Consider the following 21,015-nt stretch of genomic DNA (forward strand, 5'->3'; position numbering starts at 1 on the left):
CTTGCTCCGTAGAAAGTTGGAGTTTTAATCATGAAATGCCCGCCGGAATTTAGCCTAAACCAAAATCGAAGGACGGGTATTAATCAAATCAGGAAAGTCTCGTACAGAATATTTAAATCCTGTTCGAGGGGTGGCGGACTGTAATCCGCAAAGAAGATTTTTTCAGTGGAAGGAATTTCAACTTCTTGCAATACAAAGACTGAAACGAAGGTAGCTACAAAGGTTTTGTTCAACTTTAAATCGAACGAGGCTTTTGCAAAATTATCGTCAGTCTGTATTTTGGTAATATGATTTTTGCAGCAATCGTGGGCTTCGGGAGCAATACCCTCATCGGTACAATCTGAAACCGGGGCAGCCTCGTTCATTCCACAGGAAAGTTGTTTTTCGCCCAGAATAACTTCTGCCATCATTTCCATCCCACCGCAAAAATGCTGCGCATAGGCAATTCCCGAGCTGCTGGCAAGCATCAGTACGGATAAAAATATGGAAATGGTTTTTTTCATGCTTTCGCAAAAATACAAAAAGCCTCCCAAATTAATTGGAAGGCTTTGTTAAAATCATTTTATCTCAGAATCTACCCTACCACATTTCAGCATCTTATCGCCAAAATAAGGGTTCAAAATATCTTTGCTGCTGCTTATCCAGTAAGCACCTTTATTGTTAAATGCCATCGGGCAGTATTGCTTATATAGCGTTCCGGATTTTAGGCTTCCCTGGAGCATTTTTTCAATACTGCTGCTTAAGGTTTCAAAATTTTCTCTTTGAACAGCAATATCTTCGGAAGTAGCCATTGCAGAAACTGCGGTTTGTGTGGCCTCATCTGCCTCTGCATCTTTAAGGAGCGTTTCAAGTTTTGTGGCTTCGGTGGCTGTTTTAGCGGCATCGGTGTTTACCAAGGCTGCTTCAACCTGTATGTATTGTTCAAAAATGGCCTCAACTTTTGGGTCGTTGAATTCTACTGCTACTGGTGGAATTTCATAAACCTTAACAGTTGAATTGTCTACGGTTACAACCTCGGGGGCATCTTGTTTTGTATTGTCTTTACAGGAAAAAACCGCTAAAGAAATTAGTGAGAAGAAAATCAGGGATCTATTTTTCATTTTAAAAAATTTTAGAACAACAAAGGTATTAAAAAATCAGCGTGATTTGTACTTCTGAAAGTAAAAAGCAGGGAGTAAAATAAGTAGAAACAATGGCTGAATCAGGAATCTTCTTACGTAAAACAATACAAAATGTCCGCTCGATTCCTCCGAAGTAAAAATGATAAAACTGAAAGCCAAAAAAAGTATTGAAAAAAGAAAACTGTAAAGTATAAGAGAAAGTTTGATGATTTGTCTATCCTTAAAAACCAACCATAGTATTGCCAAAGAAATGATTGTATTCAGCAAAAACCGCAGTGCCACTCCCGTTTGGAGCGCAAAGGCGTCCATTTTCGGCAAGGGCATAGATTTGTAATCTATTTCAAAAAAATGAAGCAATGGGTCGTAGAAAAGTATATCTTCAAAAGCGCGAATCAACACCAGCAAACTTGCGAGAATTATAACGCCAAATATTTTTAGAATCCTTTTCATTTAGCCGAATTCGGTTTCAGCATCCGCACCCAAATCATCCACAAAATAAAAACCATACTATAAATAATACCCGGAAAAACTACGGAATGCAAGACATTTTCATATTGTGGATATTTATAAAGTGCTACGGTAAGTATCGCAATGCGAAATAAATTCACAATGTAAATCAATACCACTCCAGCAAAAAGAAACAGCAGGGTTTTTTTGAAGTCTTCCGCGAAAGCGATAACAAAAGCCATAAACAAAATGATTACGCTAATGGAATTGCAGCCTTCCACAATACTCACGGTGTAGTTGTTATCAATGGTCAACAACATTCCCTGCCCTAAGGTGTCGGGCAATAAAATTGAATTATACCCAAAGGCGTTCAATACCGCACTGCTTTGTTTTGCAACAAGATTGGTTACAAAATCAGGAAAGTAACTTCCGTTTTCCGAAGCTTTCAAATACAGTCCATACATTACACTCATCAAAAGATACGTGCCCATAAAAAGCACCACAAAGCGAATGACGGTTTTGTATTTATTAAAAAGTTCCTTCAAAAATTATAGTTTGATGTTGTGCTTTATTGCAATTTAAACTGTAATTGGGATTTGAAAATTTCAAGCTTTCGTATTTAACAAAAATACAGGATTTGTTTTTGGTGTTTGTTATGGTTTTGAAATACTTTTACCGAAGTAATCAAGATTTAAAAACTTATGCCTTTTACTCACTTAAAACCAAAAATAACGACCATACTTTCCAACGAACGCGAGAGTGCCGAACAACGCTTAAAAGAAGTTTGCGAACTTTTGCAAACTTCCGTAGGTTATTACGATTGGGTTGGGTTCTATTTCGCCAATGAGGCCGAACGAACGCTCCATTTAAAAGCTTTTGCGGGTGAACCTACGGACCATACGGTTATTCCCTTCGGAAAGGGCATTTGTGGGCAAGTGGCCGTGAGCAATAAAAATTTTGTAGTACCCGATGTAAAGGCGCAGGACAATTATATTGCATGCAGCATCACTGTCAAGTCTGAAATTGTAATCCCGCTTTTTAAAGATGGAAAAAACATTGGTCAAATCGATATCGATTCACACGTAGAAGATCCTTTTTCTGCGGAAGACGAGCGGTTTTTGGAATGGGTAAACGAAGAAGTTGCGAAGATACTTTAGGCTTTTTAATCTAAAATTTTTGCGCAACTTCTTCGAAAATTCCAAATTACAAATTCCAAATTCCAAAAAAATCTCAAAAAACAAAATTCAAAAAAAATAGACTTTTCTCCCTCCCTTGGTGAGAGCCGGGGTGTGGGTTTTGGAATTTGGAATTTAAGGCTTGTTGCTTTTTTAGAATTTGGGATTTAAAAAATTTTGGAATTTGCGCAGCTTACATTCCCGTCCTGATTGCCTCCACCGGATCCAATTTTGAGGCCGAAATAGCCGGAAGAATTCCTGATATCAAACCAATTGCGGCAGAAATTGCGGTACCGACAAACATATTCCACGGCGAGAGTACAAATTCAAAATCGCCAGTAAAACTAGAAGCAATTATTGAAACGATAAATACCAAAAACAACCCTATCAATCCTCCAATTACGGAAAGAATAACCGCTTCAAATAAAAATTGGAAAAGAATGAATTTGTTTTTAGCCCCCAAGGATTTTTGGATTCCAATTAAATTGGTCCTTTCTTTTACACTAACAAACATAATATTGGCAATCCCAAAGCCACCCACGAGCAGTGAAAACCCACTGATAACGAGCCCGATTACGTTCATGGTTCCCGTAATCTCATCAATAAAATCGGCGAAGCCTTGTAGTTGGTTGATGAAAAAATTGCTTGTCTGGTCAGGTTTCAATCCCCGTTTTGTCCGCAGTTGTTGATTGAGCATCGCCTTGAATTCGGCAATGTCCACGTCTTTTTCGGGCTTTATTACTATCTGCGGAAACGTATTTTTGTTGTTATCGCCATAAATTCTTCGCACTACATTCACCGGCATCCAAATAGAAGTATCTTTTGAATTGCCGAATAAACCCGCCCCTTCCTTTTCCAATACGCCTATAACGTTAAACTTTCTGCCATAAACGCGTACTTCCTTCCCGATGGCGGTTGCCGCATCGCCAAAGAGTTGATTGGCAATTTCATCGCCCAAAACAATGACCATAGAACCACTGTTTGACTCTGAACCATTAAAAAATCGTCCTTCGGAAAGTTGCAGCGATTCTATATAATAATAGCTATCGGTTACCGCGCCAATTGGCACGTTATCTACTTGCCTATCTTCATATTTTACGCTTTCATTCGGTACGTTCAGGGTAAAGGTTGCAGCTTCAATGTTTGGAGTATTTCTTTCGAGATATTGGTATTCATCAAAAGTTACATCGGGGAATTGTTGCCATTTCCAACGCGGAATATCGGTCGGTCCAAAATTGAAACGCATGATGATAATCGTACTGTTGTCCAGCCCGCTGATGCTGCCCTCAATTTCACGCTTTAAGGAATCAACCGCCGCCAAGACCGCGATAATGGAAAAAATCCCAATGGTTACGCCCACCAATGAGAGGAAGGTCCGCAATTTATTGTTCCGAAGCGCATTGAGTGCAAAATTGAAACTTTCCTTTAAAACGCGAAGATATATTAGCATTTAAGAGTTTAGATTAATGATTGACGATTTTCGATTTCGTCCCAATTGCTATCGGGATCGATTTCAAAAAGGGTTAATAAATTTATGAAAAGTAAGACGTTTTCTCTTTGCTTATGTTACAAATTTACTATGCAATTATGTACTTTTGCACCTTAATTTTCAATAATGAACAATTCCAAAAAAATTACATCCGCTTTAATTTCCGTTTTCAGCAAGGACGGGCTCGCCCCAATTGTTAAAAAACTACACGAACAAAACGTAAAAATATACTCTACCGGAGGCACCCAAAAATTCATCAACGATATTGGTATCGAGGTGATTGCGGTGGAAGATATAACCGATTACCCTTCCATTTTGGGCGGTCGCGTAAAGACTCTTCATCCAAAGGTTTTTGGCGGTATTTTGAACCGTCAGGACCACGAAGGCGATGTTGCCGAAATGGAGCAATACAATATTCCACAAATTGATGCGGTGATTGTGGATTTGTACCCTTTTGAAAAAACGGTTGCTTCGGGCGCCTCGGAAGCAGATATTATTGAAAAAATCGACATTGGCGGAATTTCCTTGATTCGCGCAGCAGCGAAAAATTTTAAGGACACCATTTGCGTTTCCTCGGTTGACGATTACGCTGAATTTTTGGAATTGATTTCAGCAAACAATGGCGAAATTTCATTGAAAGACCGCAAGCGTTTTGCAGCAAAATCTTTCAACGTTTCTTCAAATTACGATACCGCGATTTTTAACTATTTCAACAAAGAAGAAAAAATGCCTGCTTTTAAATTGAGCGAAACCAACGGGCAGGAACTTCGATACGGCGAAAACCCGCACCAAAAAGGTTTTTTCTTTGGAAATTTTGATGAAATGTTCACCAAGCTCCACGGCAAGGAATTGAGCTACAACAACCTTTTGGATGTTGACGCAGCCGTAAATTTGATGAACGAATTTAAGGGTGAAGCGCCAACTTTTGCAATTTTAAAACACAATAATGCCTGTGGAATTGCACAGCGCGAGACCGTGCAACAAGCTTATATGGCTGCTTTGGCGGGCGATCCGGTTTCTGCCTTCGGCGGAATTTTGATCAGTAATGTGGAAATTGACGAAGCTACCGCCAATGAAATCCACGACCTTTTCTGCGAAGTGGTCATCGCTCCTTCCTTTTCAGCAAAAGCACAGGAAATTTTGGAAGGAAAAAAGAACCGAATCTTGTTGGTACAAAAAGAAATTGAATTACCTTCAACAACCGTTAGAACTTGTTTGAACGGCGTTTTGGTCCAGGATAAAGACAATATTACAGACAGTGCTGAAATTTTAACGCACCCAACAAACAATAAACCCAATTCCCAAGAGTTAGAAGACTTGTTGTTCGCTTCAAAAATTTGCAAGCATACAAAGTCAAACACTATCGTTTTGGCAAAGGGAAAACAACTTTGCGCCAGCGGAACCGGCCAAACAAGCCGCGTTGATGCGTTACGACAAGCTATAGAAAAAGCACAATCCTTTAATTTTAACCTTGAGGGAGCCGTGATGGCGAGCGATGCTTTTTTTCCGTTTCCCGATTGTGTGGAAATAGCGGACAAGGCAGGAATAACAGCGGTAATCCAGCCCGGAGGGTCAATCAAGGACCAATTGAGCATCGATTATTGCAACGAAAATGAAATGGCAATGGTATTTACCGGAACGCGCCATTTTAAGCATTAAATTTTATTACATTTGTTAAAAACCAAACTTAACACGTTAACTTTCAACACCACCGACTTACACTATGGGATTTTTTGACTTCCTAACTGAAGAAATAGCCATTGACCTTGGTACCGCAAATACCCTGATAATCCATAACGATAAAGTTGTTGTGGACGCCCCCTCGATTGTTGCACGCGACCGCACTACGGGGAAAATAATTGCCGTAGGCCGTGAAGCCGCAATGATGCAGGGAAAAACACACGAAAACATTAAAACAATCCGCCCTTTAAAAGACGGGGTAATTGCAGATTTTGACGCGAGTGAAAAGATGATAAATATGTTCATCAGCGACATTCCCGCGTTAAAAAAGAAATGGCTAAAACCTTCGTTGCGGATGGTGGTTTGTATTCCCAGCGGAATTACCGAAGTGGAAATGCGCGCGGTAAAGGAAAGTGCCGAACGCGTTAACGGAAAGGAAGTGTATTTGATCCACGAACCCATGGCAGCAGCCATCGGTATTGGGGTTGACATTATGCAGCCCAAAGGAAATATGGTCGTGGACATAGGAGGCGGAACTACCGAGATTGCTGTAATCGCCCTTGGCGGAATTGTTTGCGACAAATCCATAAAAATTGCAGGTGACGTTTTCACGAACGATATTGTTTATTACATGCGCACCCAGCATAACCTTTATGTAGGTGAAAGAACTGCTGAAAAAATAAAGATCCAAATAGGTGCAGCAACCGAAGATCTTGAACTTCCGCCAGATGAAATGGACGTGCAGGGGCGCGATTTGCTTACGGGAAAACCGAAACAGGTTCAAACTTCTTACAGGGAAATTGCAAAAGCGTTGGACAAATCCATCCTTCGAATTGAGGATGCGGTTATGGAAACCCTTTCGCAAACCCCGCCGGAACTTGCGGCCGATATTTACAACACCGGAATCTATCTTGCCGGCGGTGGATCGATGCTTCGCGGGCTCGACAAAAGGCTTTCGCAAAAAACCGATCTTCCGGTTTACATTGCCGAAGATCCGTTGCGCGCCGTGGTTCGCGGTACAGGAATTTGCTTAAAAAACCTGAACAAGTACAAAAGCGTCCTGATTAAATAATTTTTCGGAAGAGACATTTTCCCTGAAAAACTTAAAAAATAGTTGCCCATTTATGGCGTTGCTCGCAATAGAAAGCAGAATTTATTAACCCCACAAAGCAATGCAGCAGATTATATATTTCTTTATTCGGAATAAAAATTTCCTGTTGTTTGCCGTGCTTTTTACAATTTCCGTAGCGCTTACCATCCAGACGCACAATTACCACAACGACAAATATATAAGCTCTGCCAATTTTATCACGGGCGGTATTTATACCTTCAGAAACAACATTACGGATTATTTCAATCTCGGAAAGGAAAACGAACAGCTGCTCCAGGAAAATTTAATGCTTCGGAAAAAGCTGGACCAATTCAAGGAAGTGATAGCCGTTGAAAAACTGGACAGTACGGTGCTTCCCAACAAATTCAGCTATTTCACGGCGCGGGTAATAAACAACAACTATTCAAAAACCAAAAATCAGCTTACCATCGACAAAGGCCGAAAGGACAGCATCAAAATTGACCTGGGCGTTATTTCTTCCAAAGGAATCGTGGGCATTGTGAGCGATGTTTCTGAAAATTACGCCACCGTCCAATCTATTCTGAATACTCAAAGCAGAATTAATGCAAAACATAAAAATTCCGGTCATTTCGGTTCCCTTAAATGGAATACAGAGAATCCAAATGTTGTACAGTTGGTTGATATACCAAGACTTGCTCCACTTGCAAAAGGTGATACGATTGTAACCGGTGGGCGTTCCACCATTTTTCCGGAAGGAATCCTGATAGGCACGGTAAAGGATTTTCACTTGGATAACGATGACAATTACTATTATGTGAATATTGATCTTTTCAATGATATGACGAGCTTGGAGCACGTGTATCTAATTGAAAATAACGAAGCAGCGGAAATATTGAATTTGGAAAAAGGAGTGGAAGATGTCGAACAGTGATATTCTTATAAATATTGTCCGTTTTGTGGTGTTGGTTTTCCTTCAGGTGCTGCTGCTCAATAATGTGAATCTGGCAGGATATATCAACCCGTACCTCTATATTTTATTCATAATACTCTATCCGCTTGACGGCAATAAGGGACTTTTGATATTTCTCAGTTTTCTTTTGGGCCTTTCCATAGATATTTTTGAGGATTCGGGCGGGGTTCACGCCGCGGCCTGTGCCTTTATAGCGTACATACGGCCTGTGGTTTTAAAATATTCTTTCGGTGTAAGTTATGAATACAATAGCGTCAAAATTAGAAAAGCCGACCCCATGGAACGGCTTACCTATATTGCGTCCTTGGTTTTAATGCATCATTTTGTGATGTTTTCCTTGGAAATTTTTAGTTTTAAACATATACTGTTACTGTTGAAATCTACGTTGTTTTCCGGAATTTTTACCATTATCGTGGTTGTGTGCACTATGATTCTTTTTAATAAAAAATCGTAATGAGGAAAATTGTTTTAATAGGATTGGTTTTGTTGAGCGGGGTGCTTTTCGCCGCGCGGCTTTTCTATTTGCAAGTGTATGATGCCTCTTCAGATTCGCTTTCGCAGAACAGCGCTATCAAGGTGATGTACGATTATCCGCAGCGTGGGTATATGTTTGACAGAAATATGAAACTTTTGGTGTCCAACCAGCCTTCGTATGACGTGATGGTGATACCGCGCGATGTGAAACCGCTGGATACGCTGGAATTTTGTAGTCTGCTGAAAATCACGAAGGAAGATTTTAAGGAAATTATGCACAAGGCGCGGGTATATTCGCCCAGATTGCCTTCGGTAGTAATTCCACAGTTGAACAAGGCCGATTATGCTTCCCTTTCAGAAAAAATGTATAAATATGAAGGGTTTTACATCCAGCGTCGTTCCCTTCGCGAATACCAAGTGGACCATTCGGCAAACGTGATGGGTTACATAGCCGAAGTTAACAACGCCATTATAGAGAAAAATCCGTACTACCAAATGGGCGAACTTATTGGTACGGCTGGCGTTGAAAAGGAATATGAAGAAGTCCTGCGCGGCGTAAAAGGCGTAAAATATATTCAAAAGGACCGCTTTAACAGGGATATAGGCCCATACAAAGATGGAATTTTTGACACCTTGCCAGAACGTGGAAACGATATTCAGTTGACCATTGACGCTACGCTTCAAAAATACGGACAGGAATTGATGATCCATAAGCGCGGCGGAATTGTGGCCATTGAACCCGAAAGTGGAGAAATCCTCGCCTTGGTTACCGCACCGAGTTACGACCCTTCTTTATTGGTGGGGCGCGACCGTTCAAAAAATTTCACCAGATTGTGGTATGACACCCTTGCCAAACCATTATACGACAGGGTCTTGATGGGGGAATATCCGCCCGGTTCGCCTTTTAAAACGCTTACCGCCTTAGTGGGTCTTCACGAAAATGCGATTGACATGGACGATGTTGTAGGCTGCACCGGTGGTTACCATTTTGGGAGAAGGGTTCTTCGCTGTCACCATAGAGGGCCGGTCGCTATGGTTTCGGGGATTGCAAATTCCTGTAATACCTACTTCTGTACCGTTTATAAAAAAATCATGGATACCTACCCCACTCCTCAAGAAGGGATAGATGCCTGGCGCAGGGATTTGATGAGTTTCGGACTTGGCGACTTTTTGGGCTATGACCTTCCAAGTGGCAAAAGAGGGAATATTCCAACTTCGGCATACTATAATAAAATCCACGATTTTCCAACCCACAATTGGTCTTCCTTGGCAACCATTTCGAATGCTATTGGGCAGGGCGAGGTTTTGCTAACGCCCATGCAAATGGCAAACTTTACGGCAGCCATTGCGAACAGGGGTTATTATTACACACCCCACGTTATTAAGAATATTATTGGGCCCGATACCATTCCCCAGAAATTTAAGGAAAAGCATTACACCACGGTTGAACCGGAATATTTTGAACCAGTGGTTGAGGGGATGTTCCAGGTGTATGAACGGGGTACGGCCTCATCCATAAGAGTACCGGGAATCGAGGTGTGCGGGAAAACTGGAACCGCTGAAAATTTCACCAGAATTGACGGCAAACGCGTCCAACTTACGGACCATTCCATCTTTGTTGCCTTTGCCCCCAAGGACAACCCAAAAATCGCGATTGCGGTATTTGTGGAAAACGGATATTGGGGCTCGCGATGGGCGGGACGCATTGCAGGCCTTATGATTGAAAAATACCTCAAGGGCGAAATAACCCGAACCGACATGGAAAAATATGTACTGGAAGGCAGTCTGGAAGCAGAATACGCCAAACCTTACAGTGGCCAACCTTTCTCAATAAACCGATAATGGCTGGAAGCAGAACGTACATACGCTTTGATTGGCTGATGATCTTTATGTACATCGCCCTCGTAATTATGGGCTGGATAAACATTTACTCTGCTTCCTTGAGCGATACCGCAAAAGGGTTTTGGGATTTTGACCAAATCTACGCCCGACAGTTTATGTTTATAGGGTTTAGCATACTTCTTATAATATTTTTGCTCGCGATAGAATCAAAGTTTTACGAAAAATTTGCTAGTGTCTTCTATATCATCTCGTTGGTATCGCTTTTAGGGCTTTTTGTTTTTGGAAAGAATATTTCGGGAGCAACCTCTTGGTACGCCTTTGGAAGTTTCAGCCTTCAACCCAGTGAATTTGCAAAAGCGGCAACTGCATTGGCGCTCGCTAAATACGTGAGCGATATACAAACTAATATGCAGGAACTGAAACATCAAATTGCGGCCTTTATCATCATAGCACTGCCTGCAATTTTGATTGTGCCACAACCCGATCCGGGAAGTGCCCTTATTTATGCAGCTTTTGTCTTTCCGCTTTACAGGGAAGGATTGCACGGGGTCTATCTTCTTCTAGGTCTCTTTGGTGTAATGCTGTTTGTATCTACCCTTGCATTTGGCGCGGTTTGGGTTGCCGTTGCCATTGTACTCATTGGCAGTATTATTTTCTTCAGAAATCGAAAAAAACGTCCCAGTATTATTAAATATGTTTTAATTGCGGCGGGGTGTATTGCCTTTGCTTTTTCAGTGAGCTATATTTTCAACAACATGTTTGAACAGCGGCACCGCGACCGATTCAACATTGTTTTAGGAAAAGAGGTAGATGCGCGCGGAATTGGCTACAACACACACCAAAGCGAGATTGCAATTGCCAACGGTGGCTGGCTAGGCAAAGGTTGGACGCAGGGAACGCAAACAAAGGGCAATTTCGTTCCCGAACAGCATACCGATTATATTTTCAGCACGGTGGGCGAAGAATGGGGCTTCGTAGGAAGTATGGTCGTGGTTTTGCTATTTGTGGGACTCATACTTCGTATTATTTTTAAAGCCGAAAAACAGAAATCACAATTCGGAAGGGTGTATGGCTACAGTGTTGCCGCTATTTTATTTTTTCACTTTTTCGTGAATGTGGGAATGGTATTAGGTATTTTCCCAACCGTGGGGATTCCGCTGCCGTTCTTTAGTTACGGCGGCTCCGCACTTTGGGGCTTTACTATTTTGCTGTTTATTTTTGTGAAGTTGGACGGGGCGAATTATCACTACTCTTAAATCGAAAGCAGAAATCGAAAACGAAATCGAAACTTTATCACTACTGCAAACTGCGACTGAGACTGAAACTGAAACTGGGACTAAAAAACTATCTCCGCCCCCAAGCTCGCAAGTCTATCATCGACTCCAAATTATTCTCAATGGAATCCGGCAGTTGTGGGAAAAAATCAATTCCTGTTTTGGCTTCCACTTCGTCTATGGAAACGGCGTATTCATAAAAAGATTCGCTGGAAGGCTTATTCGGAATTAAAAAGGCTACGGCCTTATATTCACCATTGGAAAAGTCAACAACAATTTTATAAAATTCGTTCGGCACCGAAACATTTTCTTCGCCGATGGTTTTCATTTTTCCTTTTAAAACGCCGCCCGTTACCACATACACACCGTCATATTTTTCGGCCCAATAGCGAACTTTTTGTTCCAGTCGGTTCCAGATGCCGGCATTAAAATCGTGGTCTTGCGGACTTATGTTACTGGTCAAAAACGTTTCGTTATAGGCTTCAAAGGACATCCTTCTGTCGCCAGCTGGAACCAAATGGCCGCGATCGTAACCCGAATTCTTATAATTGCGCCAATCCGCAGATTTTGTTTTCACCTTTTTGTCTTCAATAAAATAGGGTCGCTCAAATTCATTTTTAGTCAAATCACTTTGCTTCAATTCATAAGCTACCCACTCCGCTTGTTCATTTTCTTCGGAATAGGATAGGGTAAAATAGTTGTGTTTTACGATGGCTCCGGTAGTTGAGGCGGGAAGGAAAGTATCGTCAAATTCATTTGAATTATCCTGCTTTACCACAGAAGTGTCAGCAACTGAAGTATCATCCTTTTCGAATAAATCGTCAGCATAATAAAGTACAACTGTTACGATTATAATAACTAAGGGGTATATGTATTTTCGGTTCATTTAAATTTTTTTAAGCGTTCCTCACATCCATCGCATCGCGCAGGGCATTTCCTATTAGCATAAAAGCTGTTACAAGGCTCATAATGGCCAGTCCGGGAATAAGGGCAAGGTAGGGTTTTCCCAAAATAATATAGGCATAATGGTCTTTTATGATGCCGCCCCAACTGGGCATGGGTGGTTGGGCGCCGATACCCAAGAACGACAGGCCGCTTTCAATGAGAATTGCACCCGCAAAATTGGCCGCCGAAATGATTATAACAGGCGCCATACTATTGGGCAAAATATGTTTAACGATTATTCTGAAATCATTAAACCCCAACGCCCGGGCAGCGGTAACATATTGCATCTGTTTTACGCCCATTACCTGCCCGCGGACCACACGGGCAACTTCTACCCACATAGTAAGCCCGACGGCGATAAAAACCTGCCAAAAACCCTTCCCCAGAGCTAAGGTAATAGCAATCACCAAAAGTAAAGTTGGAATAGACCAAGTAACGTTTATGAGCCACATTATAGCAGCATCCACTTTTCCGCCGAAATAACCCGCGATGGCGCCCATGGTGATTCCGATGACCAATGAAATGAAGACCGCAACAAAGCCAATTGCCAATGAAATGCGAATCCCGATGAGCATTCGGCTCAACAAATCGCGGCCGTATTTATCGGTACCGAGGAGGAACTTTTTTTCGGAAATGTATTTCTGCGGAATTTCTTCTACGGAAGAAGCATCTGGGAAAAGTGAAAGCGAATATTCCTTTTGCAAACCTTCGGTCCCGTCCGGCGTGTATTCGGTTATTTCAATGGAATTTTTCTTTAAAACGTATTTTGAAACAGGAATCTCGGTATCGGCATTCTTTTTTCCGAAGAAAAAAACGGACAAAGGGTTTTGTTTTTCAACGGCTGCGGGAATCCTGAGCATTTGCACCGAAAATCCCGGGTTTTTGGAATGAATGGAAAGATGCATCTGGTTTGCGTTCTCTGAATTATCCGGCGCCAAGGCATACGCAAAAATCGCCACCAAAACACAAAGTGACAAAAAGCACAAACTGAAAACGCCCCAAAAGTTTTTTTTGAACTTTCGGAGCGCTATCTGGGTTAATGAAGTGGAGTTTTTCACACTTCAAATTTAGTAAAATTTAGCGTGTTTCATTCAGAAACTCGTATTCGGTTTCACTATAATTAGTTTTTAATATCGGCAACTTTTCCAGCTTTGATATTGTTTAGTTTTAAATCTTCAAGAACGTGGACTGCCTCTTCAATATACATGTCCTTGCTCAGGTTTTTGTGCCATCTTTTACGTTTTTCAGAAAGGGTAGTGTCTTTCTTCATTAATGCAGTTTCGTACGGTAATGATTCAAAAGTAAGATGGTTATCATATTCATCAATGGCATCAAAACGTTCGGTTTCCTTTTTGCGTTGCTCTATTTCGGCGCTATATTTATCAAAATTCAAATTCACTACTTTTTCATCCCGACGCTCCTTAATCCAGCGTGCATTATCATCTATTAATTTCAACTGTTCATTCTGTGCCATTCGTGCTTTGCTTTTTTCAATAGTTTCATCATAATCAATATAACCATCCCAAACATCATATTTTGCTGCATCAATCTTATCATAAGGCAAAGGATTATCGTAATCGCGTTCACCAACATCTATGTAGCTATAACGATCTGGCATGACCACATCGCTCTTAACTCCCTCAAGTTGGGTAGAGCCTCCATTTACGCGGTAAAATTTCTGAGAAGTGATTTTTAAAGCACCCATATCGCCCAAATCATTTTTACGAAGCCATTGGTTTAAATCAATTACATTTTGAACGGTACCTTTTCCATAGGTTTGTTTGCTTCCCAAAATAATGGCACGTTTGTAATCCTGCATAGCCGCGGCAAGAATTTCGGAAGCGGATGCAGAAAGTTCATTTACCAAAATTACTAATGGTCCGTCCCAAACAATCTCGCTATCTTTATCCTCAAGCACTTCCTTATTTCCATTGGAAGCCACTTGTACTACCGGGCCTTTTTTGATGAAAAGCCCTGCAATATCAACAGCCGTACGCAAAGACCCTCCGCCATTGTCGCGAAGGTCCAAAACCAATCCTTCCATTCCTTGTTCTTTCAAACGAAGAATTTCCTTTTTAACATCGGTTGCAGCGTTGCGCTCTTTGTAGTTTTCCATATCAAAGTAGAACTGCGGTAGGTTGATTAGCCCAAATTTGCGATTGCCCTTATCAATCAAAGACGATTTTGCATATGTTTCTTCGAGTTCAACCACATCACGGGTAATAACTTTATCTGTAATGGTTCCGTCCACGTTTTTAATGGTAAGTGTAACCTTGGTGCCTTTTGGCCCCTTGATTAACTTTACGGCATCGTCAATGCGCATGCCTACTATGCTAACCGCATCCTTTTCATCCTCTTGTTTCACTTTTAAAATTACATCGCCTACCTCTACTTTCTCACTGCGCCAAGCTGGACCACCGCTTATAATTTCAATAATAGTGATGTAATCGTTCTTTTTTTGAAGTCTAGCCCCAATACCTTCCAATTTTCCAGACATACGAAGATCGAATCTATCTTTATCGGGCGGAGCAAAATAATTTGTGTGCGGATCAAACTCTTCAACTATAGTATTCAAATAGATTGAGAAATAATCTTTTCGCTCTAAATCTTTTGTAAAATCGAAATATTCATCCAGTGAACTTTTGGTTGTCTCGCGGGCTTTCGCTTCAAGCTCTGCCAATGATTTTCGTTCAAAAGCCTCATCTGCTGAGGCAGTTTTTGCAGTATTTGAAACTTCGGAAGTATCCGCTTCATCATCTTTATCGGTAGAGGATGTAATTCCCTTTTCGCGATTTTTTTGGTCTTCAACCAAATCATAATAAGCGGAAAGTGTAGTGAATTTCAACTGTTGTTTCCAACGGGCCTTTAATTCTTTTATGGAATTTGCATAGGCAAGATTATCATAATCTACGTTAATGGTTTCATTTGCGGAAAAGTCAAAAGGCTTATCGAGCACTTCTGGGTAAATTTTCTTCACATCCTCCATTCGCTCATTAAAACGGTTGTAAACCAAATCAAAAAACGACAAATCCTTGTTTTTGATCTGATCGTCAATCTCTGTTTTATATTTGCTGAATTCCTCAATATCTGAAGCAAGGAAATATCTCTTTAACGGATCGAGTCCGTTGATGAAATCTTTATAAACTCCGGCAGAAAATTCGTCATTAATATCTTTTGGGTCATAGTGCCCTTTTTGAAGGACATAGGTAATAAGGTCTATAAGTAGTTTATCCTTGTCGGGATCGTTAAACTCCTTGGTAGTAAAACTGCAGGAAGCCACAGCAACGAAAACCGCCAAAAACAAAACTTTAAAATTCTTTTTCATTATCCGCATAGTCGTGGTATTATTTTATGAGTGCCTAAATTATATAAAAAACTGTGCCATTAAAGTATATTGGTACTAATTTTTTGTTAAACAGTTTTTTTCGATCCGAAATCCAGAATTCTGCTCCCGAAGGCTCTCGGGACATAATTAATAAATGTATTTTTGTTTTTCAAAATTTAAAAGATTTTATGTCCAAAAAAAGACCGCTGATATTAGTTACCAATGACGATGGCATTAATGCCCCGGGAATCCGCACTTTGATTGAGGTTATGAATTCGCTGGGCGATGTAATGGTTGTAGCCCCAGACTCTCCACAAAGTGGAATGGGCCACGCCATAACCATTAACGACACTTTGTATTGCAATAGTATAAAAGTTACCAATGACGACCCACACAAAGAATATAGTTGCAGCGGAACGCCCGTAGATTGTGTAAAAATAGCAGTAAACGAAATCTTGAAACGCAAGCCCGATCTTTGCGTGAGCGGTATTAACCACGGGAGCAATTCATCCATCAACGTAATTTACAGCGGAACAATGAGCGCTGCCGTGGAAGCCGGAACATTGGGTATACCATCCATTGGGTTTTCGCTTTTGGATTATTCAATGGAGGCAGATTTTGGACCCTCAAAAAAGTTTGTAAAAGCAATTGCGCAGCAAACCTTAAAAAACGGACTTCCGAAAGGCGTGGTCTTAAATGTGAACATTCCAAAATTAAATGCTTCAGAAATTAAGGGCATTAAGGTTTGTCGCCAGGCCAACGCCCATTGGGAAGAAAAATTTGATAAAAGAACCAATCCACTGGGCCGCGATTATTACTGGCTAACGGGAGAATTTGTAAATGAGGACAAAGGCGAAGATACCGACGAATGGGCGCTTCACAATGGTTTTGTGTCTGTGGTTCCGGTTCAGTTTGACCTGACGGCTCATCACGCTATGAAAGAACTCAACACTTGGGATTTTTAGTCCCCCTAACCCCCAAAGGGGGAAACTAATGAATACATTATGGAGAATAACGAATGCTTTATTGAAAAAAAATAAACTGAAAACCCAAAACTAATAACCGATAACAGATAACTGATAACCGAAAAAATGAAGCCACACGTAAAAGAAATTCTTATTGGTTTAGTAATCGGTTTGCTGGCAAATATGGCCGGCACCTATTTGTACATTTTCTTTTTTTCTGAACTTAGTTTAGAATCAACACTAAAGGCAGCACTGGAAAATGACTTTCTGGGAAGTTTAATAGCCCTGGGCGCAATTTTAAACCTGATTGTGTTTTTTATTCTTTTGAAAAAGAATCAATATTACCGTGCCCGGGGTGTGGTTTTAGCTACCGTTATCGCCGCGCTTGCTATTTTGATCTCGAAATTTTTCTGAAAAGAAAATCGTTTTAATAATTACTCATTAACTTAGTATCAAAATATTTTTAAAATGAGACGCGCAGTTTTTCCCGGAACTTTTGACCCCATAACCCTTGGCCATGTAGATATTATAAAACGTGCGCTGCCGCTTTTTGATGAGTTGATTATTGCCATAGGCGTGAATGCCGATAAAAAAACAATGTTTTCTTTGGAAGAGCGTATTAAGTTTATAGAAGACGTTTTTAAAAATGAGTCCCGGATTAAAGTAAAAAGCTATATAGGGCTTACGGCAAATTTCTGTAAAAATGAAAAAGCACAATTTATTGTTCGCGGGCTTCGTAACAGCATCGACTTTGCCTATGAACAGTCCATCGCCCAAGCCAATGCAAAGGTAAACGGGGTAGATAGCGTTTTTTTGATCAGCAGCCCAGAGTATTCGCATATCTCATCATCAATTGTTAGGGATATTGCAAGGCATGGCGGTGATTATCAGGACTTAATACCTTAATATTTTCCTTTCCTTTCTGAAATATTCATATCTTTATGAGAACTAATTTTAACCAAATAAAGTTTTCAAGTTATGGGGCAGGAAAACACTTCACATGAAAAAGAAAAAAAGTCCACAATTATTAATGCCGTCAAAAGCTGGCTTGGACTCTTTACATTAGTAGTTTTGGTCATGGAGGGAATGCTGGTTTTGGCAATGACGCTTACTCCAGCCTCCGATCCAATTTTCATTCTCTATCCACTCATGATGTTCCTTCTGGCCATGGCACTTATGATTGCCTGGTTGATAGACAGCAAACAAAAGCGCAAGTTCAATATTGACAGATTTAACGCCGAAACTGAACGCATAAAAGCACAACAGACTGTTAAGGTGGACAATATGGAAATTTCTGTAGATCCCGAAAAAAGCACCACCAAAGAGCTGGAAACAGGCCTAAATATGTTTACAGACAATATGCTGCAGTTTTCTTTCGAAAAACCAGTTGGCGATGGATGGCATGCTCCAAAATTTATAAAATATGCAGATTTTGTTCGTAGCACTTACTTTACAAATCTTCCGGATGACCAATTGGAAGAATTGATTACGGCAAATTCTCCCTACGGAAAACTATTTTTCAATGCAAAGATAGTATCTGTGGTTTTTGGAGAGCCTAAGGCTATTGAAATGGACGAAAATACATCTACCGAAAGCATTGAAGAATACTTGGTAAATATGGTAGAAAAATTCAAAAAAGAGGGAACCGAAGTTTCCGAAGAAGAAATAAAAGAAGCTCGTGTAAAACTGAACCAAACCGAAAATGTATCAAAAATTGGTTTTGCGGTCGATTTCAAAATAATGGCTATGGACAAAAACGATATGGACACTCCTTTTCTTGACAGTAGTCTGCCCAATTTATTTCTCAATTTTGGGTCGATTATCAAAGAAACCATTGATTCGCTCAAAACCGACGACAACTCCCTACTCTGGACCACAAAAAACAAGTTAAAGAATGTTTCCCTCGATGGTGAACCCTATGCGAGTTTCAGCATATACCGTCTTTACAGGCTATTGAAAAACGACGATTATATTTATTTCTGCTCTGCCCAATACTCTCCACAAATTGAAGGCGCACATTTTGCCTGGGACAGTCTTAAAAAATCGTTTGAGTCCTTTAAAATTCTGAAATAAAAAAACCCTCTCAGTTTCCTGAAAGGGTTTTTAAAAAATTTTATTAAAAAGAAACTATAGCGCAGCTACGTGCTTAGCCATATTTGATTTTAAATTGGAAGCTTTATTCGAATGAATAATGTTTTTCTTCGCCAATTTGTCAATCATAGAAACAACACTTGGAAACATGGCTTCAGCTTCTTTCTTATCAGAAAGCTCTTGAAACTTCTTCATGGCGTTACGTGCAGTTTTGTGCTGGTAACGGTTACGCAAGCGCTTTGCCTCGTTGCTTCTTATTCTCTTTAATGCTGACTTGTGATTTGCCATTGTGTTTTTCTTAAATTCTAATTTTTGTAGTCCGTAGGGGAATCGAACCCCTGTTACCAGGATGAAAACCTGGCGTCCTAACCCCTAGACGAACGGACCATTTTTTATTTTCAAATGCGGATGCAAAAATACAACAATTTTTGAATGGCGCAAATCCTAAATAACTTTTTTCAAAAAAAATTAATATGCTTTCGCAAAAAGCACTTTTCTCTCGGAAGGCTTCCCAGTAAAAATGCAAATTCCCGAAGCATTATCACCTTCCAAAGGAATACATCTAATGGTCGCTTTTGTTTCGTTTTTAATTCGCTCCTCGGTTTCGGAAGTGCCATCCCAATGTGCCAAGACAAAGCCACCTTTTCCATTTAAAACGGACTTAAACTCTTCATATGAAGCAACTTCCGTAGTGTGTTCAGATCTATATGAAACCGCTTTTTGAAAAAGTGTTTCTTGAATTTCATTCATTAAAGAAATTACCCTACCCACAACTTTTTCCTTGTCTATAAATTCTTTTTGAAGCGTGTCTCTTCTCGCAAGTTCCACAGTTCCTTTCTCTACGTCTTTCGGACCAATGGCTATACGAACAGGAACACCCTTCAATTCGTATTCATTAAATTTCCAGCCCGGTTTGTGCGTATCACGATTGTCGTATTTAACACGAATTCCTTTTGCCCGCATTTTCTTCATCAAATCTAATGCGACTTCATTTACGGCTTCAAATTCTTCATCTTTTCTGTAAATAGGAACGATAACTACTTGGTCCGGCGCCAAGTTTGGAGGCAGCACCAAACCGTTATCATCACTGTGGGTCATCACCAAAGCCCCCATCAATCGGGTGGAAACGCCCCAAGATGTTGCCCAGACATAATCCAATGACCCATCTTTTGCAGCAAATTTCACATCAAAGGCCTTTGCGAAATTTTGACCCAAAAAATGTGAAGTTCCGGCCTGCAGTGCCTTTCCATCCTGCATTAAGGCTTCAATGCAATATGTTTCCAGGGCACCGGCAAAACGCTCGCTCTCGGTCTTGGTTCCCTTAATCACCGGAATAGCCATGTAATTTTCAGCAAACTCCGCATAAACGTTCATCATTTGTTCCGCTTCAGCGATTGCTTCTTCTTTTGTGGCGTGGGCCGTGTGGCCTTCTTGCCAAAGAAACTCTGCGGTACGAAGAAATAAACGCGTGCGCATTTCCCAACGGACGACATTTGCCCATTGGTTGATCAAAAGAGGCAAATCTCTATAGGACTGAATCCATTTGCGGTAAGTATCCCAAATAATCGTTTCGGAAGTGGGACGGACAATGAGTTCTTCCTCCAGCTTTGCGTCGGGGTCCACAATAATCCCGCTGCCATCTTCGGCATTTTTTAATCTATAGTGAGTAACAACGGCACATTCCTTTGCAAAACCATCCACATGGCTGGCTTCCTTACTGAAGTATGATTTCGGAATAAAGAGTGGGAAATAAGCATTTTGATGCCCAGTTTCCTTAAACATTCTATCCAGCTCTGCCTGCATTCTTTCCCAGATGGCATATCCATATGGTTTTATGACCATGCATCCACGAACTCCTGAGTTTTCGGCAAGGTCTGCTTTGATTACCAGCTCGTTATACCATTTGGAATAATCTTCCGCTCTAGTTGTTAAATTCTTTGCCATAACCTACTTTTTGGCACAAATGTTGTGTCTATGTTAAATGATTAGTTATTGTCCGCAAAACTACTTATTTTTATGAAGTTCAACAATAAAATTACCACAGATATGTCCTTTCAAAATATAAATATTAAACGTTCCTTGCCTTTAGCATTTATAGGCCTTTTCGCCTTTTTGCTAACATCATGTGGAACCCACAACAATGGT

21 protein-coding genes and 1 tRNA gene are annotated in these 21,015 nt (G+C 40.6%); 11 read left to right on the forward strand and 11 right to left on the reverse strand.

The window, feature by feature from the left end:
- Nucleotides 1-83: 83 nt before the first annotated feature.
- Genes LS48_RS10005 through xrtF form a run of 4 tightly spaced genes read right to left on the reverse strand, consistent with a single transcriptional unit; the run spans nucleotide 84 to nucleotide 2,113 of the window.
- A complete protein-coding gene (locus tag LS48_RS10005; RefSeq protein WP_131807719.1) occupies nucleotides 84-503 on the reverse strand; it encodes an HYC_CC_PP family protein in 420 nt (139 codons plus the stop codon).
- Nucleotides 504-557: 54 nt separating this feature from the next.
- Nucleotides 558-1,100, reverse strand: a complete 543-nt coding sequence (locus tag LS48_RS10010; RefSeq protein ID WP_062622399.1) for a DUF3347 domain-containing protein — start codon at nucleotides 1,098-1,100, stop codon at nucleotides 558-560.
- A gap of 36 nt (nucleotides 1,101-1,136) precedes the next feature.
- Nucleotides 1,137-1,571 carry an exosortase F system-associated membrane protein gene (locus LS48_RS10015; RefSeq protein WP_062622400.1) on the reverse strand — a complete coding sequence of 145 codons (435 nt, stop codon included), beginning with the start codon at nucleotides 1,569-1,571 and terminating at the stop codon, nucleotides 1,137-1,139.
- Nucleotides 1,568-2,113, reverse strand: coding sequence for an exosortase family protein XrtF (gene xrtF / locus LS48_RS10020; RefSeq protein WP_062622401.1), 546 nt, complete (start codon nucleotides 2,111-2,113; stop codon nucleotides 1,568-1,570). The genes LS48_RS10015 and xrtF overlap by 4 nt, the downstream gene beginning before the upstream one ends.
- A gap of 156 nt (nucleotides 2,114-2,269) precedes the next feature.
- Between xrtF and LS48_RS10025 the strand changes: the two genes are divergently transcribed.
- The gene (locus tag LS48_RS10025) at nucleotides 2,270-2,725 is read left to right on the forward strand and encodes an XrtF-associated fRMsr-like GAF protein (RefSeq protein WP_062622402.1); all 456 of its coding nucleotides are present in this window, start codon (nucleotides 2,270-2,272) and stop codon (nucleotides 2,723-2,725) included.
- 211 nt (nucleotides 2,726-2,936) lie between these two features.
- Here LS48_RS10025 and LS48_RS10030 read toward each other — a convergent pair whose 3' ends face one another.
- Entirely contained in the window at nucleotides 2,937-4,193 is a 1,257-nt protein-coding gene (locus tag LS48_RS10030; protein ID WP_062622403.1) for an ABC transporter permease, read from the reverse strand.
- Between the two features lie 165 nt (nucleotides 4,194-4,358).
- On the opposite strand from LS48_RS10030, the gene purH reads away from it, so the two are divergent.
- The 6 genes from purH to rodA all read left to right on the forward strand — a co-directional run bounded on the left by purH (nucleotide 4,359) and on the right by rodA (nucleotide 11,526).
- Nucleotides 4,359-5,891: a bifunctional phosphoribosylaminoimidazolecarboxamide formyltransferase/IMP cyclohydrolase gene (purH, locus tag LS48_RS10035; protein WP_062622404.1), complete on the forward strand. Its 1,533-nt coding sequence runs from the start codon at nucleotides 4,359-4,361 to the stop codon at nucleotides 5,889-5,891.
- Nucleotides 5,892-5,955: 64 nt separating this feature from the next.
- On the forward strand, nucleotides 5,956-6,984 hold the full coding sequence (locus tag LS48_RS10040; protein ID WP_045080783.1) for a rod shape-determining protein: 1,029 nt from the start codon (nucleotides 5,956-5,958) through the stop codon (nucleotides 6,982-6,984).
- Between the two features lie 100 nt (nucleotides 6,985-7,084).
- Entirely contained in the window at nucleotides 7,085-7,915 is an 831-nt protein-coding gene (gene mreC, locus LS48_RS10045) for a rod shape-determining protein MreC (RefSeq protein WP_062622405.1), read from the forward strand.
- Complete coding sequence (locus LS48_RS10050; RefSeq protein WP_062622406.1) at nucleotides 7,902-8,408, forward strand: hypothetical protein; 507 nt, start codon at nucleotides 7,902-7,904, stop codon at nucleotides 8,406-8,408. Before mreC ends, LS48_RS10050 begins: the two co-directional genes overlap by 14 nt.
- Complete coding sequence (mrdA, locus tag LS48_RS10055; protein ID WP_062622407.1) at nucleotides 8,408-10,270, forward strand: penicillin-binding protein 2; 1,863 nt, start codon at nucleotides 8,408-8,410, stop codon at nucleotides 10,268-10,270. Before LS48_RS10050 ends, mrdA begins: the two co-directional genes overlap by 1 nt.
- Nucleotides 10,270-11,526, forward strand: coding sequence for a rod shape-determining protein RodA (gene rodA / locus LS48_RS10060; RefSeq protein ID WP_062622408.1), 1,257 nt, complete (start codon nucleotides 10,270-10,272; stop codon nucleotides 11,524-11,526). The genes mrdA and rodA overlap by 1 nt, the downstream gene beginning before the upstream one ends.
- Nucleotides 11,527-11,614: 88 nt before the next feature.
- Here the strand turns inward: rodA and LS48_RS10065 are convergent, their stop codons facing one another.
- The 3 genes from LS48_RS10065 to LS48_RS10075 form a co-directional block, all read right to left on the reverse strand.
- On the reverse strand, nucleotides 11,615-12,430 hold the full coding sequence (locus LS48_RS10065; RefSeq protein WP_062622409.1) for a DNA/RNA non-specific endonuclease: 816 nt from the start codon (nucleotides 12,428-12,430) through the stop codon (nucleotides 11,615-11,617).
- Between the two features lie 10 nt (nucleotides 12,431-12,440).
- Nucleotides 12,441-13,547 carry an ABC transporter permease gene (locus LS48_RS10070; RefSeq protein WP_062622410.1) on the reverse strand — a complete coding sequence of 369 codons (1,107 nt, stop codon included), beginning with the start codon at nucleotides 13,545-13,547 and terminating at the stop codon, nucleotides 12,441-12,443.
- Between the two features lie 62 nt (nucleotides 13,548-13,609).
- The gene (locus LS48_RS10075; RefSeq protein WP_062622411.1) at nucleotides 13,610-15,814 is read right to left on the reverse strand and encodes a carboxy terminal-processing peptidase; all 2,205 of its coding nucleotides are present in this window, start codon (nucleotides 15,812-15,814) and stop codon (nucleotides 13,610-13,612) included.
- A gap of 188 nt (nucleotides 15,815-16,002) precedes the next feature.
- On the opposite strand from LS48_RS10075, the gene surE reads away from it, so the two are divergent.
- The 4 genes from surE (at nucleotide 16,003) to LS48_RS10095 (ending at nucleotide 18,852) form a co-directional block, all read left to right on the forward strand.
- The gene (surE, locus tag LS48_RS10080; protein WP_062622431.1) at nucleotides 16,003-16,779 is read left to right on the forward strand and encodes a 5'/3'-nucleotidase SurE; all 777 of its coding nucleotides are present in this window, start codon (nucleotides 16,003-16,005) and stop codon (nucleotides 16,777-16,779) included.
- Between the two features lie 126 nt (nucleotides 16,780-16,905).
- Nucleotides 16,906-17,193, forward strand: a complete 288-nt coding sequence (locus tag LS48_RS10085; protein WP_062622412.1) for a hypothetical protein — start codon at nucleotides 16,906-16,908, stop codon at nucleotides 17,191-17,193.
- A 54-nt stretch (nucleotides 17,194-17,247) separates the two neighbouring features.
- Complete coding sequence (gene coaD / locus LS48_RS10090; protein WP_062622413.1) at nucleotides 17,248-17,685, forward strand: pantetheine-phosphate adenylyltransferase; 438 nt, start codon at nucleotides 17,248-17,250, stop codon at nucleotides 17,683-17,685.
- A 72-nt stretch (nucleotides 17,686-17,757) separates the two neighbouring features.
- A complete protein-coding gene (locus tag LS48_RS10095) occupies nucleotides 17,758-18,852 on the forward strand; it encodes a hypothetical protein (RefSeq protein WP_062622414.1) in 1,095 nt (364 codons plus the stop codon).
- A 54-nt stretch (nucleotides 18,853-18,906) separates the two neighbouring features.
- Here LS48_RS10095 and rpsT read toward each other — a convergent pair whose 3' ends face one another.
- The 3 genes from rpsT to proS form a co-directional block, all read right to left on the reverse strand.
- Nucleotides 18,907-19,158, reverse strand: coding sequence for a 30S ribosomal protein S20 (rpsT, locus tag LS48_RS10100; RefSeq protein ID WP_045080838.1), 252 nt, complete (start codon nucleotides 19,156-19,158; stop codon nucleotides 18,907-18,909).
- 27 nt (nucleotides 19,159-19,185) lie between these two features.
- Nucleotides 19,186-19,257: transfer RNA gene (locus LS48_RS10105), tRNA-Glu, on the reverse strand.
- 81 nt (nucleotides 19,258-19,338) lie between these two features.
- Nucleotides 19,339-20,814, reverse strand: coding sequence for a proline--tRNA ligase (gene proS, locus LS48_RS10110; RefSeq protein ID WP_062622415.1), 1,476 nt, complete (start codon nucleotides 20,812-20,814; stop codon nucleotides 19,339-19,341).
- Nucleotides 20,815-21,015: the final 201 nt, after the last annotated feature.

This window comes from Aequorivita aquimaris, assembly GCF_001573155.1.
Classification (GTDB): domain Bacteria; phylum Bacteroidota; class Bacteroidia; order Flavobacteriales; family Flavobacteriaceae; genus Aequorivita; species Aequorivita aquimaris.